The following is a 17,692-nucleotide window of genomic DNA, read 5'->3' as shown; positions in this document are numbered from 1 at the left end:
TAATTGAATTTTACCCTGTTTCTGAGGAAGAATATGAAGAAGGTATTGTTGATTGCTCTTGCCCTGATGGTCGGAATGTCTTTCGCCGCAGGTAAGAAGGTGAAGTCCAAGCTTGGCGACGTTGATCTGACCAAGGAAAAGGATGGCGGCGCTGTTGTTTGTACCGCTGGCTTCAACGAAGAACTGACCATCGTTAAGGATGGTGATACCGAAGTGCTCGTTAAGGGTTCTTGCGGTCAGGGTTGGGTCGCTAAGTCCAAGATCGAATACGTCGCTCAGGCTGCTGGCGATAAGTCCATGAAGCTCGAAGGCGTGGACGTGGTCGGCTGGCTCGATAACCCGTCTGCAGTGTTCGTGTTGGAAAACGATGACCTTGACTTCGACGGCGTGAACATCGACCGTGACTTCAAGGAATACCTCCAGCACACTATGGACCGCGAACAGACCGAAATGCGCAACAACGAAAACTAATTAAGGGAATTCCAAAAGCCCTTAAAAACGCCTTGCTGTAAAAAGCGGGGCTTTTTTCATTCTGGAGGCGGGGCGCAGACCCGCCCCCAGACTCCCACCCAGCCGTCAGATGATGTAGTCTTGAAAAGGGGAATTCCAAAAGCCCTTAAAAACGCCCTGCTGTAAAAAGCGGGGCTTTTTTCATTCTGGAGGCGGGGCGCAGACCCGCCCCCAGACTCCCACCCAGCCGTCAAATGATGTAGTCTTGAAAAGGGGAATTCCAAAAGCCCTTAAAAACGCCCTGCTGTAAAAAGCGGGGCTTTTTTCATTCTGGAGGCGGGGGTGTATTCCTCCGTATACGTTTTTTTTATTACGTAAACAAAATATGTATTGAGTTTTGTCCTTTGTAAATCTATAATGAGCCGGATCCTTGGGATTGGTGTATTAACAAAGGATGTTCAAATGAAAAAATTATTAGTGTCTCTCTTGGTAATGGCAGCTGCAGCCTTTGCCGGACCCGTAAGCTACTACGGAAAACTTCAGGCAAAAAATGCCGCCCTGTATTCTGCTAATACCGGAGATAAGGTTCAGTTGAAGGGTATGAGCATGTTCTGGGATACCTGGGATGTGGGCTACAACTTCTATAAGAAGAACGTTATTGACGCCCTGGTTCGCGACTGGAAAATTGAAATTATCCGTGTCGCCCATGGTACCGGCACTAATTTGAATAGCAATTGGAAGTCTCTGGACGAAACCGTCATTGACGCTGCCATCAGTAACGATATCTACGTCATTATCGACTACCATTCTCACAACGCTCAGAATGAAGTTGCAGAGGCCAAGGAATTCTTCACCCATATGGCCTCCAAATATGGTAAGTATCCTAACGTCATTTTCGAAGTGTTCAACGAACCCACCGGCGAAAAGATGTGGAACACTATCAAGAATTACGCCAATGAAATCATTCCGGTGATCCGTAAAAATGGTGGAGCTGACAATCTGGTCATTGTGGGTAACAGCCAGTACTCCGCTCATCCCGAAGAGGTTAGCGCAGGTGACATTAACGACAACAACTATGCCGTAACGTTCCATTTCTACGCTACGGAACATGGTGTTTCCGATGGTGCATACAGCGGCTACTCTAACTTCAAGAGTCGTGTCAATACCGCTCTCCAGAATGGTATGACTGTTTTTGTTACTGAATGGGGAACTACCGAAGCTAGCGGCGACGGTACCGTCAGCGAATCCAAGTCCAATGAATGGATGACCTACCTGGATAGCAAGAAGATTTCCTGGTGCAACTGGTCTGTAAGTAACAAGGGCGAAACCTCTTCCGCATTCATGAATCAGGGTAACTACACCAATCCTTCCAACTGGAGCGTAGACGGTTATTCTGCTTCTGGTAAGTATGTCTACAATCAGCTGCAGAACAACTACAAGACTGCCCCGTGGGTAAATGGTTCTACTCCGAATACCTCTTCTTCTACTGCTTCCAGCAGCGCTATGGCCGCAGGCTATACCGACTACATCGATGACTTTGAAGATGGCGACAAGTATGCCTTTACCGGTGGCGTCTGGTATGCCTACGATGACTCCAAGGACGATAACGGTGCCGGCGAATCTACCATCACCAACGATCCTGAAAAGGATGAAGATGGTGTTGACGGTTTCAAGGTTGTGGTGAAGGGTGATGACACTAAGGGCATGCTGGCTCTCAAGGGCATTAAGCTGGTTCAGGGTAAGAATCTGTATGCTCCTTATGTAGCTCTCGGCGTGAAGCTGAACAAGGACGAATCCGATTATGACTTGTCCTCCTGCAAGTCTATCAGCTACCGATACAAGGGTGCCGAACACAATTTCAAGGCTCAGTCCTCCAAGGTTGAAAACTTCAACTACCATAAGATTGCCTTCAAGGCCCAGAGTTCTTGGACAAAGGCCGAAATTTCATGGGAAGATCTGGACCAGGAAAACTGGGGCAAGGCAGAAATGGAAACTCACTTCAGCATTTCTACCGCATTGAACACCATTAACAAGCTGACCTGGGAAGTGAAGGGTATTGAAAACGCTAACAAGACCTATGACGCTCCCACCTACAACTATCTCTACATTGACGACGTCCGTTGCGACGGTCTGGCCATCAAGCCTGTTGCTGGTTCCGGCTCTACCACCGGTAATTCCTCCAGCTCTACTGTTTTGAACAATAGCTCTAGCTCTACCGTCGTTACCAACTCCTCCTCTAGCATTGTCGTTGGCAATTCCTCCTCCAGTACCGTCGTTACCAACTCCTCCTCTAGCACCGTTGTGGCTAATAGCTCCAGTGCTACCGCTGCCGGCTACAAGGTTTCCGGTAACCTGGAACAGACTGTTGCTCCGAACGGTACCTTCGCTACTGTTACTATTACCGGCGTAACTTCCTTCAGTCGCGACTGGGCCCTGTCCTTCCTGACAATTGAAGAAAAGAACGGTACCGTAACCATTTCTGGAACTGTTCCCGAATGGGCATCTTCCAAGTCTGAAACTCTGACCATCAATGGTGAAAAGGTCGTTGTCAAGTTGACCGTTGCTGCTGCGGGTGCCTCTTCTAGCTCTGCTGTCCAGAACGGTTCCTCCAGCTCTGCAACAGCAGGAAGCAGCGCAACTGTTGCTACCCCCGCAGGCGTAGTGGATGACTTCGAAGATGGCGACAACCAGGCTTACACTGGTGGCTACTGGTTCGCTTACAACGATAAGGGCGACAAGGGCGCATCTACCTTCGCTAACGAAGAAGACGCTGAAAATGGTGGCTATGTGGTAATTTTCCCGGCAACCAACGGTTCCACCACTATGGCTGGCCTTAAGGATGTCGTTCTGGATCAGGGTGATAACAAGTATGATCCTTATGTGGCTCTCGGTTTGAACCTGGGCGAAGAAGATGAAGCCTACGATCTTTCCAGCTGCACCGAAATTTCTTACGACTACATCGGTTCCGCTCATAACTTCAAGGCTGTCCTCAAGGGTGATGGCACGGGCGCTCTGACTGATTATGACCGCCATATGGTTGCTATGAAGGCTTCTACCTCCTGGACTACTGCCAAGATCGCCTGGTCTGACCTGGAACAGGATGGCTGGGGTGCTGAAGTGGTTCTGGATAAGTCTCTGGTTTCTGCTTTCCACTGGGAAATCAAGGCTGAAGTTGAACCCAACTACCTCTATGTGGATAACTTCAAGTGCGATGGTCTCAAGATTGTTCCGCCGGCAAGCAGCGATAGCAAGGATCCCAGCTCTTCTGCTTCTACCGTCGCTCTGAATACCGTTGTTGCTAATCCGCTGTCTGTGGCTCTCCATGGCCGTACCCTCCAGATTGGTGGTGCTGACCTTGTGAATGTTGATGTGTTCGATATGCAGGGTCGCCCCATGATGAGTCTCCGCAACGTCAATTGCGATGTTGCCCTGGAAACTCTGGCTGGCGGTAGCTACATCGTACGCGTCCGTGCTGGCTCTGCCAACATGACCAAGCGCATCATGCTGAAGTAATCTTCATTCCCTAAATTTGTTAGACGAAGTGTCCGCTAGAAATAGCGGGCATTTTTGTATATTTGGCCTCATGAAATTTACGAAAGGTGTAAAAGACGGACTTCCCATTGGAATTGGATATTTTGCCGTATCCTTTTCTTTTGGCATTGCCGGGTCCAAATTATTGACTTGGCCTCTGGTCACCTTGATCTCCATGACTAACTTGACTTCTGCAGGGCAGTTTGCCGGTTTGCAGATTATGGCTGATGCGGCAGGCACATTCATCGAAATGGCTATTGCGACTTTCTTTATCAATCTGCGTTACAGCCTGATGGCCATTTCCCTTTCCCAGAAGGTGGCGCCTAGTTTCGGTACTGGAAAGCGATTGTTCCTGGCCATGGGTATTACCGACGAAATTTATGCCGTTTCCATGGTACAGAAGGAACCGGTCACCCCGATTTACTTTTTGGGCCTGGCCACCTTGCCTTATATAGGTTGGTCCCTGGGAACTTTGTCTGGTGCCATATGTGGCGAAATTTTACCGGCTATTGTGACTAATGCCCTGGGGGTTGCACTGTATGGTATGTTCATTGCCATCGTGGTTCCCCAGATGAAGGCACATAAGCCGACGATGCTTGCTGTGGCTATCGCGATAGGCTGTAGTCTCGCCTTTAAGTTTGTGCCGGCCCTAAGCGGTGTTACCGTGGGCTTTGCCATTATCATCTGCGCCTTGATCGCTTCCCTGATTTGCGCGGCTCTTTTTCCTGTCAAGGATGAGGAGGCTGAAACATGAACTTGAAGCTATACTTTATGTATCTGGCGGTGATGGCTGTGGTGACGTACCTTTTGCGCGCCGTTCCCTTTGTGCTGCTGAAGTCAAAATTGAAGAGCCCGTTCTGGCGTTCCTTTTTGGCTTATGTGCCTTACACGGTTCTTGCGGCCATGACTGTCCCTGCCATATTCTATTCAACCGATAGCAAACTTTCTGGCGCCTGCGCTCTTGTGGCTGCCGTGGTGGCTTCCTTGTTTGGCGCGGGTCTTGTTGGCGTTGCCGTGGTGGCTTGTGTTACGGTTCTTGGTGTAGACGGCCTTTTATTGTTTTTATAAAGTTTGCGGTACACTTCTAACTTTACCCCATAAATCGAAAATTAACTGTCCGTAAAAAATGACTTCTGAACAGTGGAAAAAGATTCGCGAAATTTGCGATAAACTATCAAAGGTGACTTACGAGAACCTGACGAAGATTATCCGTCTTGAACAGACGGGAAGTTCGTCTGCCGCCCAGAAGCTGGACGATAGTTTTCAGAACGATGTGGACGCCTGGATGGGTGGCGGCACCTGCTTTAGCATGACTTGGCACCTGTATCAGGTTTTTGTGGATATGGGTTTTAAGCCTCGCCTGGTCATGGGCCATAAACGTAAGGAACGGAATATCCATTGCGCGTTGATTCTGCCCGACAATACGTCGTCTCCATTGGCTCCTGCAACGGAATATCTTTTTGATCCGGGGTACTTGATTTTTGATCCGCTGCCGATTCCCCAGCCGCCTCCCTTTGGAACGGGAACTGCGTTCTTTCCGCTGGTTCCTAACTGCGTCCGTCTGGACCGTCCTTCTGCCGACGCCATGTCCCTTTGGACTGGGGGTGCGGGCGCTCCCATGAAATTGCGTTTTGACTATCCGGTGGAGGGCGTTTCTGTAGAGGAATTTAAGCAGCACTGGAACGAAAGTTTTTATAGGGAAATGATGACTTATCCGGTGCTGAACCGCCTAGACCGCGAACGGGGCGTGCAGTACTATTACCAGAAGGGAAATCTGGTAACCCGAGATGCCAATGGCTCCCGTATGGAACGGATTGAGGTGCCCGATCGCGTGGAAACTTTGAGCCGGGTGTTCGATCTTAAGCCGGAATTGATTGAAAGGGCTTTGCATATCCTCGAAAAATAAAAGGATGTGAGGGGGATGTTTTTTGAATAGGTCTTTGAGGCTTATTATAATTTTCTTATATTCTCGCAAACTCTATAGGAGGAATCATGAAGAAGTTTGCGATTGTTTTGCTGTCCGCCCTGTCTATGGCCCTTGTGGCTTGCGGACCTTCTAAGTTGGAAATTCAGGAAATGGCTGTCCAGAGTGACGTGGTTGTCGAAGTCCGTCAGGTCCTGAACGATTCCATTAGCCTTTTTGTTGGCAATACGCTGTACTTGAACGCCAAGCAGATGGTTTCTGACGAAATGTATCCGCTGCTGGTGAGCATGCGTGATCCCGCTGAACTGGAAAAGCCTACCGCAACAGATATCCTGAATAGCGACGAAGACTTGCTGAACTACCTGCGTAGGGTTTCTCCTCAGATGGTAGCTGTGGGTTTGGTCATTGGCGAAACCGCTGCCAATGAGATCGGCTTCGAGGAATCCGATGTGGTGACCCGATTGACTGCCGTATTCCGGAAGATGGGTGGCGGTACTTTGGTTCTGTTCCACGAAAAGGGTGGCGAACTGACCGACGCCAAGAAAATTTTTTAATAATGATGGGAGTCAACTGGGTACAGTTGACTTTTAACTTTAAGGAGAAGATATGAAGCGACTGATGGCCCTGCTGGGAATTTGCTTTGCTTCCGCCTTTGCCCAGGGAAACTGGGATTCTGCTGATGTTGGATGGGATGATGAGCCCGCCGCTCCTGCAACGGGTGCCGTTGCCGATGGGAATGCTGCTCCCGCTGAAGCGTTGCCTGCGCCTGTGGCGGTTCAGGAGGATGAAATTCCGCCTGTGCCTCCCTCACCTCAGGATCACGGTTTTGTAGAAATTGCGGAACCGGCTGCTCCTAGTCAGGCAGCTCCCGCCCCGGCTCCCTCTGCCGAATCTAAAACTGCGGCCGCTCCTGCCACTGCCGCTCCTGCTGCGGCTCAGCAAGAAGGACTGCAATGGACTTTTACTGGGAATGCAAATGCTGCGGCACCTGCTGCCGTTCCTGCTGCACAGGATGGCGATAGCTTTGTTCCTTTTGGTTCACAACCTGCGGTCAACTCCACTTCGTCTGTTCCCGCAAATGATGACCGCAAGAAATTCTTCGCGGGTGTATTTGCTGCTGGAACCTATAACGATTTCTACGACACAAAGCTTGGATTCGGTTCCCTCGGTAAGAGTGCTTCGGGCTATTCCATCAAGACTTCCGGGGCCGATGATATTCTGGGCAATTTCTGGGGTCTTGGTTATAATGCCGGCCTTAGCGTGCTGTACATGCCCAGTGAATTTGCCGGTGTCCATGTGGAAGTGGGCGGGGCTTATCGTTATGCAAGCAGCGAAGCGGACATATCTGTGATTCTTACTTGGGATGATTCTGATCGACTTCCCGAAAAGTCAGACATGACCATTGAATATTACGTCAAGCAGCTTCGTATCGATGTGCCGGTATTGGCTCGTTTCGCCTTGCCGAATGTGGCTTTCCTGGAAGTGGGCCCCCAGGCGTCTTTCGCCCTTTATTCCAAGAGTAAGACTGTTATCGAAGATGATTTCGGAAAGCAGACTTTCCGCGAACATGACGTGAGCGATGTGTTTGAAATGGATGCAGTCATTGGTGTCGGTTCCACGAAGTACATCGGTACAAAGGCCCTTGACATGAGCTTGCGTTTTGTTATGGGTATCACTGCCTTAAACGATGCTGATGATGCGCCCAAGACTTGGCAGGGACAGTTTAATTTAACCTTCTGGTTCTTGTAATAGGAGGGTGACATGAAGAAGTTTATTAAAAGTTTGCTGAGTGTCGCTGCGATTTTTGCTTGCTCCGAAAGTGCTTTCGCCACATGTTCTGGAACAATTCATTTTCAGAAACCGGCTGAATGGTCTGGCGCAATGGATGTCGTCATTTTGAACAAGACTTTTGCCATTACAGAAGACATGTTCAATTCGGCTACCGGTTTTTATGATATTAAGGTAAATCAAAGCGTGTATTCGAGCCCTGAGGAAAAGTTTGGTATCCAGCATATGGTTAAGGTCAATTCGGGATCTTCTGCTTATGGCCGTACTGAACTGTATTATGTTCTTGCGTCTAAATGGAACGGCTACGAATCTATGTATTCTATGCTTATTCCTAGCCATCTTGATATTCCCTGTCCGACAGATGACGGCGATGTCTATGTGATGGAAAATCCCAAGAAGCCTGGATCTACTTTGATTTCTTCCCAAAAGCCTGATATCAAGTACTTCTATGTCCTTGTACCCGACGATGAAGAGTGGAAGGCTTCCGTTCCCATGTATTCCGGTGATGGTACCTATAAAAACCGCCAGTATCTGAAGGTCGCTCCCGATATGTGCGGCTGGTATTACGCAGTGTGGATGGATGAAGAACTGCCTGAAAATCTGATTTTCTTCAAGGCTGAAGATGAATCTCTTGATGATGCAATTGGTATTGATGGATGGGGCGCTTCTAAGTTGACTCCTATCGCTTCTGCCGCATTGTATGAAGGCTATGGCGTTGACGAACTGTTCTTTATTGCTGATCCGGGCGAATCCCCCGATGGCAAGGTGATTTCCTTGAATGATCCTGAAATTGAGGGTAACTGTACCTATTCCATGGCGGCTGTTCTCTATGATACCGATGCATCTCTCCATGGTTCCTTTACCTGTGATGCCTATCCTGCTGTGGCTTCTAACGGTTGCTATGTGGCTTCTGCTCCCTATGGTTTCCCGGGTGGCGGTGCTGCAAATACTGTTCCCTGTATCGGTGTGACCAAGGGTATCGTCAATGAAAATCTGGATCCTGTTACCAAGAAGCCGACTTATAATCCTGCCAGTGGCTGTTTCCCCAGTAAGGAAGCCTTTGACGTGATGTTCCGCGAAACTCCGGGCGTTAATTCCGTGCATTGTCGCGATGTGCCCTTTTCTCAGACAGCAGACGGCAAGTGGGAATATGACAGTCAGAATGAACCTACTGGCGCATTTACCATTTTGAATGACCTTCAGGATTCTGTTGCTGCCGGGGTATGTACTGGTACCTGCGCCACTGCCGCTACACTCCGTAACGTACTCGGAAATGTGAGATATGGTGCTGGTTCACTGAGCTATGTTTCTAGCGCTGCAATTTCGTTGTTGGGTAAAGTGGAAAACTGGGCCGACATCGAACCTACGACGGGGCTTCCGTATATTGACCTGTACCCCACGGCTTCTGGTGAGTTTGATTCGGGAACGAATCCTGACGTGTACGACAATCTGTCTTGGGATTTGCGCATAAAGAGCAAGGGAAATCAGCACTTCTGCTTTGAGTCTCATGCCCACTTCGTTTATCGCCCCGGTATGCAGTTCTCCTTCCGCGGCGATGATGATATCTGGGTGTTCATCGACAACCGACTCGCTGTTGACTTGGGCGGAACCCATATGGCTGCTCCTGGTTATGTAAACCTGGATGAATTTAAGGGGGCTCAGGGTAATCTCGTTGCTGGAAAAACTTACGATATCGACATCTTCTTCTGTGACCGTCGAACCGATATGAGTAACATCCGTATCAGTACCAATATGTATCTTCAGCAGAAGAAGAGTCTAACGGTGAGCAAGAAAAAAACTGCCAGCGGAACTTACACTTATGGTGTATGCTATAGCGTAAGCAATGGCGGATCCTGCGCTGCTGCCCTGAATGGTGGTGAGAACGTAGAAACTTGCGGTAATGAACTTGCTTCCCTGGGATTGACTCCGTCTTATTATCTAGTAAGCGGAGGAACCCTGGATAAGTCTACCGCAAAGATGTTGACTGCCGGTGAAGTGAACGTGGGTGGCATTGATCTGACTGATCCCTCGGTACCTATGATCTATTATGACAAGATGAAGCTGGCTCCCGGCCGTTGGAGCATCTTTATTGAAATCAATAAATCTACAAAGAAGATCATGACCTTTACCATTGATGAAAATGGAACCTTCGAAGAAGAAATCAGCAGCTCCGATAGTGGTTCCAACGGAGGCGAATTGGACGGCTCTTCTAACAGCAATGGCGGTTCCGAAGAAAATCCTGTTGCCGGTTCATCTGCTTCTGCTACCGAAGATGGTAAGAATCCTGAAGGAGCAGAAAACGGTAACGGCAATGTCGATCCTTCCAGCTCCAGTTCTAAGGAAAATGGAAAGAATGACAGCAGTGATGAAAAGGATGATGAAGACCGCAATTATGCTGAACCTACATTCCGCGTAAAGATGGTTGCTCCCTTTACTTTCGTGATTGTCTTTAACGAAGAGATCGCATCTCAGCCCAAATCCTACGAGGTGATGGATATGCTTGGATCTGTTGTAGCTTCTGGGACCGTTTCAACGAGCGAGACTAAGGTGGTCGCTCCTAGCAAGGGTACCTTCGTTGTCCGTTCCGGCCGTCACCATGAAATTGTGAAGTTCAAGTAAAGACAATCTAACGGTTTAGATAAACATTAAGCCAGCGCAAAGGCGCTGGCTTTTTGCATGTCTATTGATAAACGTTTAATTAGTTCAACGGATTGCTGGTTAAACCATTCGCTTCCATTCCTTACGGAGCATATACAAACCGATAAATGCGGTTCCCACGTCGGCTACGGGCTGGGCGCAGAAAACTCCGGTTAGGCCGAAGAACAGCGGGAGGATCATCAAGAAGGGGATGAACAGGATCAGCTGACGGCAAGCGTTTAGGAACATAGACTTGCCTGCCTTTCCGGTTCCCTGGAAAAAGCTACCTGCAATCATACCGCACGGGACCATGAAAATTGTGCAGGTGAACAGGCGCAATGCCTTGGCAGCCACTTCCTGCATTCTCAGGTCGCCTGGGGCGAAGGGGGCTACAAAGGCGGGGGCCTGCCACTGGACCAAAGCCCATGCCAGAACCATGAAAATCATGGCGTAAAGGTAGGCAAACTTGACCACGCTCTTGACTCGGGTGTAGAGCTTGGCTCCGTAATTGTACCCCACGATGGGCTGGGTTCCGTTTACAAAACCAAGCAGGGGCAGCACGATAATAGAGACGATGCTGTTCAGGATGCCGAAAGCGGAAATGGCCATGTCGCCGCCGGACATGGTGGAGGTGGCTTCAATGCTCTTGTTTCCGTAGGTAGTCAGGCTCCAGGCGAGAATTGCGTTCATGAGGCTGTTGCAAATCTGCATTACAGAAGGAGGCTGGCCCAGAATGTAGATCTTGCGCACAAAGGGGGCGCGCAACTTCATGTAGCGTCGATTGATCTTCACCGGCGTACTCTTTTTCAGGAAGAACTGGGTGATGAGAATGCTGCTGACCAGCTGGGAGCAGATGGTTGCCCAGGCGGCGCCCTCGATTCCCCAGTGGAGGCGCATGATAAAGATGTAGTCCAGTGCCACATTAGTGACGGCGCCGATAATTTCGCGGAACATGGCTGTCTTGGGGTGACCCATAGAACGGATGAAGTGGTTCATGCCCGGGGCCACGGTCTGGAAAACTGCACCCAGCAAGATGATGCGCATGTAGCTGCTGGCTACGGGGAGGGTCTGGTCGCTGGCGCCGAACAGCCTGAGGAGGGGTTCCATGAAGATTTCGCCAAAGGCGAAGGCTCCCACTGCCATTATAATAAGCAGCACAAAGGAGTTGTTCAGGATGATGGCTGCCTGCTGGTACTTCTTTTCGCCCAGACGGATCGAGAAAAGGGTGTTGCCGCCTACGCCCACGATCATGGACATGGCCATAATGAATAGGGCGATGGGGAAGCAGAGGGTGATGCCTGCGATGCCCAGGCTGCCCACGCCCTGACCTACGAAAAAACGGTCCACTATATTATATAGTGCATTGACCACCATACTGATGATGGCGGGAACGGAAAACTGCAAAACCAGCTTGGGGATGCTGGCTGTTCCGAAGGAATTCAGTCTTTCTGAGTGTATTTTTGTCATTTCGGGAGCGCAATTTAGAAAAAGGCTCCCTGTAAGGCAAGATTTGGAGGGCTTTACTCGGAAACCACCTGATTTCTGCCGTTTTCCTTGGCGATATAGAGAAGTTTATCGCTTGAGGCTATCAGATCTTCCATTTTACCGATTTGCTCTCCCTGTCTGCTTGACAAACCTAGGGAGATTGTCACGGGAACAATCGTGTCTTTCCAGGAAAAATGGTGACGCTCGATGGCAGAACGGAAACGTTCGGCACTTTTCTTTGCGTCTTCGACACCTACGCCAGAGAGTAACAGCACGAATTCTTCACCGCCGTAGCGGGCAAGAAGGTCGGATTCTCGCTTTTCATCCTTGATGATGGTGGCCACTTCCTTGAGAATGGCGTCTCCGCACTGGTGTCCCCAGGTGTCGTTGACCTTCTTGAAGTGGTCGATGTCCAGCATGATGCAGTGGACGTAATAGTTATTGCGGCGGGCCAGGGCCAGTTCTCCCAGGCTGCGGTCCATGAAGGTTCTGCGGTTGTTGATCTGTGTCAGGGGGTCCTTCGTGGCGGCTTCATACAGTTTTTGGTCAAAAGCTTCTTCGGTGGGGTCCTTATAATCGACCTTCAGCACCATTTTTCCGATTTGCAGTCTATTGTCGGATTCCAGCTTGCAGGTGGTGACCGGATTGCCGTCTACATAGGTTCCGTTGGTGCTGCCCATGTCGGAAACAGTAACGAAACGGCCGTCAAAGTAAAGTTGACAGTGCTTACGGCTGACCAGTTCATCGTCCAGTCGAACGTTTGCGTCGGTTCCGCGGCCAAGGACTGTTATTCCCTTGGACAGGGGGATCTGCTTAAAGTGAGTGGGCGGGTACAGGACTATCAGGTGGGGGCGCATTTCCGCTGTGGGAAACTTGATCGTGTTGCCAGCGGTGGCGATTGTCTGGTCCATATCCTGCATAAATCTCTCCTGGAATTCCGTATGAAAATCTAACAATTTATGAGAGGGTTTGCTCAAAAAAGCAACTAAAAATGAAATGTAAAATTTTGTTATCGCGATTTTGCGTGATGTATGCACGAATATGCGACATATCCACCATTTGTATACAGAACGTACCGCTTTTTTTACTTAAATTTCAAAAAATGAGTGGCATTCTGCGCTAGAAAAGGATAAATTTCAAGCCGGTGTGGCATTTCGGAATGGCCGGTCTTTCCGTTATGCCAAAGAATGTTGGAAGGAAAACCATTGATGGATAATAATACTATGAAGAACAAGAAGAATACTCTCCTCGCGGGAGCCTTTAAGTGGATTCTGGGTACATGTATGGTGCTCATGGGAGTGCAGAGCGCCTGGTCTAGCTGTTCCGGTACGCTGCATTTTCAGCCGCCTCTGGAATGGGGCGCTAATAATGCCCCGACAGTGACTTTCTACACTGCTATGAATAACAAGCAGAAGGTTACGTCTGTAATGACCTACAATGCAACGACTGGTTATTACGAATATGACCTTTCCAAGATCGGTGGTGAAGCCTACGACTCCACGTTCACCGTGTATACGATGATGTCGGATTCTACGATCCGCTATATTACGACGGCCAAGTGGAATGGTATCCCGAAGGATAATGCCAAGGATCCCAACTATCCCATGAACAACCGTGACTTCGCCTGCCCCAACAGCAAGGGTGATGTCTACATTCTTGAAAACCCCAAGCAGGCCGGCAAGACTCTTATCTCTTACGGTAAAAAGCCCAACATCAAGTACTTCTACATCTTGGTTCCGGACGATGAAGAATGGAAGGCCTCCGTTCCCATGTATTCTGACAATGGAACCTACGCTGGTGGTAAGCCCTTCAAGGTTGACCCCACCATGTGCGGATGGTACTACGCTGTGTGGATGGACGAAGATCTTCCCACTTCTTTTGTTCTCTTTAAGGATTCCGACGAAATGTTGGCCGACGCAATCGGTGTCAACGGTTGGAACAACACTCTTGAAGCCATTGACGTTGAAGCATTCTTCGATGCATACGGTGTAGATAGACTTTACTTTATTGCTGACCCGGATGAAGCTCCGGATGGCAAGCTCTTCTCTGTAGTTGACCCTGAAATCGAAGGTAACTGCTCCTATACTTTGGCTGCAATCCTTTATGATACCGATGCCGCCCTCCATGGCGCATTCACTTGCGATGCTTATCCTGCTGTGGCTTCTAACGGTTGCTATGTGGCTTCTGCTCCCTATGGTTTCCCGGGTGGCGGTGCTGCAAATACTGTTCCCTGTATCGGTGTGACCAAGGGTATCGTTGGTGACTTCCTGGATCCTCTGACCAAGAAGCCGACTTACAATGCTGCTTCTGGCTGCTTTGTAAGTCAGGAAGCTTTTGACGTGATGTTCCGCGAAACTCCCAATGTCAATGCTATGCATTGCCGCGACGTGCTCTTTACCCAGTCTTCTGACGGTATGTGGGAATACGATAGCTATAACGAACCCACCGGTGCATTTACCATTTTGAATGACCTTAAGGACTCCGTTACTCTCGGTACTTGTGTTGGTACTTGCGCTACTGCTGCTGCTACTCGTAAGGGTTTGGGCAACGTCAGATACGGTGTCGGTACTCCGGCTAAGGTTTCTGCTGCAGCTAAGGCTCAGCTGGGTGTCGTGGCCGACTGGTCTGACCTGGAACCCAAGAGCGGTCTCCCCTATATCGACCTTTATCCTGTGGCTGCCGGCGAATTCGACTCCGGTACCAATCCCGACGTTTATGACAACACTTCCTGGGATGCCCGTATTTCTGGCATGAACAACCAGATGTTCTGCTTCGAGTCTCACGCACACTTCGTTTACCGTCCGGGTATGCAGTTCTCCTTCCGCGGTGACGATGACATTTGGGTCTATATCGATAACAAGTTGGCAGTGGACCTGGGTGGTACCCACCTTGCCGCTCCTGGTTACGTGAACCTGGATGAATTTACTGGTGCTCAGGGTGCTCTCGTTGCTAACAAGACCTATGACATTGACATCTTCTTCTGCGACCGTCGTACTGATATGAGTAACGTTCGTATCAAGACCAATATGTACATCCAGCAGAAGACTGCCCTTACCAAGGAAAAGACTGAAAACTACACTCCCAAGAATCCTGAATACCAGATGTGCTATACTCAGACTGGTGAAGGTTCTTGTGCTGCTGCAGTTTCTGGTGACGATAAGGCCATCGAATGCTGCGGTGCTGACTTCGTTAATAAGTCTGAATGTACGAGCTTCAAGTTCCAGTACTATCTGGTCGCTGGTACCAAGTTCCCTGCCGATCTCTCTTCTGCACAGCTTCTGGCCAATGACGCTTCTATTCCGGGTATTGACCTGTCTAACCCGGCTGTGCCCAAGTTCACCTACGAACAGATTGCTCTGCCGCCGGGAACCTGGACTGTCTGGGCCTATATCGATGGCGACAAGAACAAGGTTTATACTTACAAGTCTCAGGGTGAAGTGGAAGTTGTCTTCAATAACGCTACCGCCCTGGATACTACCGAAGCAGAAAACCCCTGTACAAAGGCAACCTGTGGCTTCATGGGTGTTGAAAAGTCCAAGTACGAAGTGGTTGACTTCGCTATGGGTAGCGATTTGGTCCCGGTTTATATTTCTGCAATCCAGGTATCCTCTGATTCCGTGCTGATCAAGCCCAATGACGCAAGAAGCGTTAGCTACACCTTGAAGTCTACTACTGATCGCGCTGATGGAAAGAACTACCTGCAGTACTTCGTTAAGGAAGCAGATGGCTCCTTTACCCCCATTGATCCGGGTGCTGCTCGCAGCTTTGGCCCCGATGGTGGTATTGATACCGTCTATGTCACTGTTGACCTTGGTGATATGAATTACTCCATGGAAACCTACAAGATTTCTACCGCATCTGGTAAGCAGGCTCTGTCTCTGACCTTCTACCTGCCGCAGCTTGCCTTCGTAGATTCCAGGGATTCCAACTGGAAGGAAATTACTGGTGATGATCCCGCCGCTCCTGGTTTCGAAGAACGTTGGACTGATACCGATCAGGACTTCAACATGGTTATTCTGAAGCCCTCCAAGCAGGCCGATGGTTCCTTTGCCTACTACAAGTGCGACGATTGTAACGTTGGCTTGACTATGGCTGCCGGCGTGGCATCTGAAGGTCTTGTACTTTCTGCATCTGAACCCTTCGAAAATGGCTTTGCAAGAGTGCAGATCCGTTGCAGCGGTAATGAATGTAAGACCTATCGTTATGATGCTGAAAATCCTGCTAACAGCAACCCGGCCAGAATCTCCATTTCTGGTAACGGTAGCGATGCTATCATGGCTCACTACCACCCGATTTACTTCCGTGAACCGCCGGTACCTGTGCCGCAGTTTGCTGATATCTTCGACGTAAAGGGTGCTCCTGTTGAAGCTATGAAGATTTATAGCGACTATGTTGCTAGCGAATATCTGGACGGTGTGGGTGACTCTATCGCCATCTACTTCAACCGCAATATTCATAAGGACTCTCTGCCGGAACAGATCTGCATCTTGTGGGATTCTGTTGCTGCGGATACGATTTATCCCTTCAAGGACGGTATGTCTACCCTTAAGGCTGACTCCGTTAAGTACTGCAATGTTATCGTCAATAAGACTCAGTATTCCTGCTTGAATCTCGATGCTGCTACTGGCTATTGCGACAATCGCCTCGAAGTTGGCGGCCTGACCCTTTCTAGCCGCATTAAGACTGCTGGTACCGGTAAGGTTTACTCTTATGCATCCTTCGATGATAATGGTAAGCACATCAAGCAGGGCTTTGAAGGCAACATCGTGGATCGTATCGCTCCTGTACCTATCGAAGCAATCGTGATTTCCCAGAAGAATAAGGATGGTGAACTGAGTGGTTACGACAACTTGACCGTGATTCTCTCTGAACCGGTGACCTTGCTGGATCCGACCAACACTACTTCCTTCGACTTCTACCTGAATTCTGCAACTAGCCTTGACTCTGTTGCCAAGTTCGCTTCTGCAACTGGTCCGACTGGTACTGTGGTGACCTCTTCTATCGTTCCTGTTCCTAGTTCTCGTGAAGATGGCTACGGCAAGATTGACGTGATTTACAAGACGTCTAGTAACGCTCTGTCTCCCCATGCTGGTGACTACCTGCGTCTGGGCGGCGACCTGACTAAGCTTATCTGGCGCGATAACATGGATTCCACCGCTTACGGTGCAAATGAAATGCGTACTTCCTTTGACGTAGATTACCACTGGAACTCTCCCACTGGTTACAACGAAACCAAGCGTCTGCCCTCTCGTTGGGTGCTGGTTACCGGTGACGCCGAAGTGGGTGTTTACGATGTGAACTTCGCCTACACTGGCAATGCTGCTGAATGTCTCCTTGATTCTTGCGCAAGCCCGATTACCGCGATCCCTGTCTCTTCTCTGGACGGAAACGAACAGGTCATCAAGAGCAAGTGGGGTATCCCGGGTCACTTGGTCAAGTCTGATATGAAGGCTCTGTACGACAAGAAGAAGGTTGCTAACGAAGACGTTGATATGAGTGACTTCTACTTCTACTACAAGGTTGAATACTTCACCAACCTGGGTGCTTATGTGGCAAGTTCCTCTGCAAAGATCTACTGCGATGACGATCTGAACTTCCAGCACAACAAGAAGTACTTCTTCGGTGGTGCTGGCAAGAACTGTACTACTCATGGCACCAACTACTACATCGGTTGGAACATGACTTCTGATAATGGCCGCTTGGTTGGTACTGGTGCATACATCACCAAGATCGATACCTACGTCAGAATCAACGGTTCTAAGGAAAACCGCAAGGACAAGACTTCCATGTTCGGTATCAAGAAGTCTAAGAATGCATATCCCATTGATCGCACATGGGAAGACTTCAAGAAGAACAACTAAGTCTTGATAACAAGTG

The 17,692-nt window shown here is 49.3% G+C and carries 11 protein-coding genes; 9 read left to right on the top strand and 2 right to left on the bottom strand.

All coding sequences use genetic code 11. The annotated features are described in order from the left end of the window. Positions 1-33 precede the first annotated feature (33 nt). From BUB73_RS02710 to BUB73_RS02675, 8 genes are all read left to right on the top strand, one after another. Entirely contained in the window at positions 34-471 is a 438-nt protein-coding gene (locus BUB73_RS02710) for a hypothetical protein (RefSeq protein WP_073157933.1), read from the top strand. A 441-nt stretch (positions 472-912) separates the two neighbouring features. Beyond that, the gene (locus BUB73_RS02705; protein ID WP_170932347.1) at positions 913-3,963 is read left to right on the top strand and encodes a cellulase family glycosylhydrolase; all 3,051 of its coding nucleotides are present in this window, start codon (positions 913-915) and stop codon (positions 3,961-3,963) included. A gap of 70 nt (positions 3,964-4,033) precedes the next feature. Next, entirely contained in the window at positions 4,034-4,735 is a 702-nt protein-coding gene (locus tag BUB73_RS02700; RefSeq protein ID WP_073233248.1) for an AzlC family ABC transporter permease, read from the top strand. Next, positions 4,732-5,049, top strand: a complete 318-nt coding sequence (locus BUB73_RS02695) for an AzlD domain-containing protein (protein ID WP_073157601.1) — start codon at positions 4,732-4,734, stop codon at positions 5,047-5,049. The genes BUB73_RS02700 and BUB73_RS02695 overlap by 4 nt, the downstream gene beginning before the upstream one ends. Positions 5,050-5,107: 58 nt before the next feature. Continuing rightward, a complete protein-coding gene (locus tag BUB73_RS02690) occupies positions 5,108-5,887 on the top strand; it encodes a hypothetical protein (protein WP_073283384.1) in 780 nt (259 codons plus the stop codon). An 86-nt stretch (positions 5,888-5,973) separates the two neighbouring features. Continuing rightward, positions 5,974-6,459, top strand: a complete 486-nt coding sequence (locus tag BUB73_RS02685; protein ID WP_073157595.1) for a hypothetical protein — start codon at positions 5,974-5,976, stop codon at positions 6,457-6,459. Positions 6,460-6,511: 52 nt separating this feature from the next. Beyond that, positions 6,512-7,654: an outer membrane beta-barrel protein gene (locus tag BUB73_RS02680; protein WP_073283381.1), complete on the top strand. Its 1,143-nt coding sequence runs from the start codon at positions 6,512-6,514 to the stop codon at positions 7,652-7,654. Positions 7,655-7,666: 12 nt separating this feature from the next. After that, complete coding sequence (locus tag BUB73_RS02675; RefSeq protein ID WP_073283379.1) at positions 7,667-10,312, top strand: fibro-slime domain-containing protein; 2,646 nt, start codon at positions 7,667-7,669, stop codon at positions 10,310-10,312. 99 nt (positions 10,313-10,411) lie between these two features. On the opposite strand, the gene BUB73_RS02670 is transcribed toward BUB73_RS02675, so the two are convergent. Beyond that, the gene (locus tag BUB73_RS02670) at positions 10,412-11,797 is read right to left on the bottom strand and encodes an MATE family efflux transporter (RefSeq protein WP_073283376.1); all 1,386 of its coding nucleotides are present in this window, start codon (positions 11,795-11,797) and stop codon (positions 10,412-10,414) included. A gap of 53 nt (positions 11,798-11,850) precedes the next feature. Then, positions 11,851-12,735 carry a GGDEF domain-containing protein gene (locus tag BUB73_RS02665; protein WP_083539612.1) on the bottom strand — a complete coding sequence of 295 codons (885 nt, stop codon included), beginning with the start codon at positions 12,733-12,735 and terminating at the stop codon, positions 11,851-11,853. 288 nt (positions 12,736-13,023) lie between these two features. Here BUB73_RS02665 and BUB73_RS02660 point away from each other — a divergent pair, with 288 nt between their 5' ends. After that, positions 13,024-17,676 carry a fibro-slime domain-containing protein gene (locus tag BUB73_RS02660; protein WP_073283373.1) on the top strand — a complete coding sequence of 1,551 codons (4,653 nt, stop codon included), beginning with the start codon at positions 13,024-13,026 and terminating at the stop codon, positions 17,674-17,676. Positions 17,677-17,692 lie beyond the last annotated feature (16 nt).

Origin of the sequence: Fibrobacter sp. UWH6, from assembly GCF_900142465.1 — a bacterium.
Taxonomy (GTDB): domain Bacteria; phylum Fibrobacterota; class Fibrobacteria; order Fibrobacterales; family Fibrobacteraceae; genus Fibrobacter.
The sequence above is the reverse complement of the archived record's forward strand: the minus strand, read 5'-3'. Positions and strand labels throughout refer to the sequence as shown.

What these genes read in the sequence shown, in the direction of transcription:
- BUB73_RS02695 (WP_073157601.1), top strand. Translation starts at nt 4,732, where the DNA reads ATGAACTTGAAGCTATACTTTATGTATCTGGCGGTGATGGCTGTGGTG.
- BUB73_RS02680 (WP_073283381.1), top strand. Translation starts at nt 6,512, where the DNA reads ATGAAGCGACTGATGGCCCTGCTGGGAATTTGCTTTGCTTCCGCCTTT.
- BUB73_RS02700 (WP_073233248.1), top strand. Translation starts at nt 4,034, where the DNA reads ATGAAATTTACGAAAGGTGTAAAAGACGGACTTCCCATTGGAATTGGA.
- BUB73_RS02660 (WP_073283373.1), top strand. Translation starts at nt 13,024, where the DNA reads ATGGATAATAATACTATGAAGAACAAGAAGAATACTCTCCTCGCGGGA.
- BUB73_RS02690 (WP_073283384.1), top strand. Translation starts at nt 5,108, where the DNA reads ATGACTTCTGAACAGTGGAAAAAGATTCGCGAAATTTGCGATAAACTA.
- BUB73_RS02675 (WP_073283379.1), top strand. Translation starts at nt 7,667, where the DNA reads ATGAAGAAGTTTATTAAAAGTTTGCTGAGTGTCGCTGCGATTTTTGCT.
- BUB73_RS02710 (WP_073157933.1), top strand. Translation starts at nt 34, where the DNA reads ATGAAGAAGGTATTGTTGATTGCTCTTGCCCTGATGGTCGGAATGTCT.
- BUB73_RS02665 (WP_083539612.1), bottom strand. Translation starts at nt 12,735, where the DNA reads ATGCAGGATATGGACCAGACAATCGCCACCGCTGGCAACACGATCAAG.
- BUB73_RS02670 (WP_073283376.1), bottom strand. Translation starts at nt 11,797, where the DNA reads ATGACAAAAATACACTCAGAAAGACTGAATTCCTTCGGAACAGCCAGC.
- BUB73_RS02685 (WP_073157595.1), top strand. Translation starts at nt 5,974, where the DNA reads ATGAAGAAGTTTGCGATTGTTTTGCTGTCCGCCCTGTCTATGGCCCTT.
- BUB73_RS02705 (WP_170932347.1), top strand. Translation starts at nt 913, where the DNA reads ATGAAAAAATTATTAGTGTCTCTCTTGGTAATGGCAGCTGCAGCCTTT.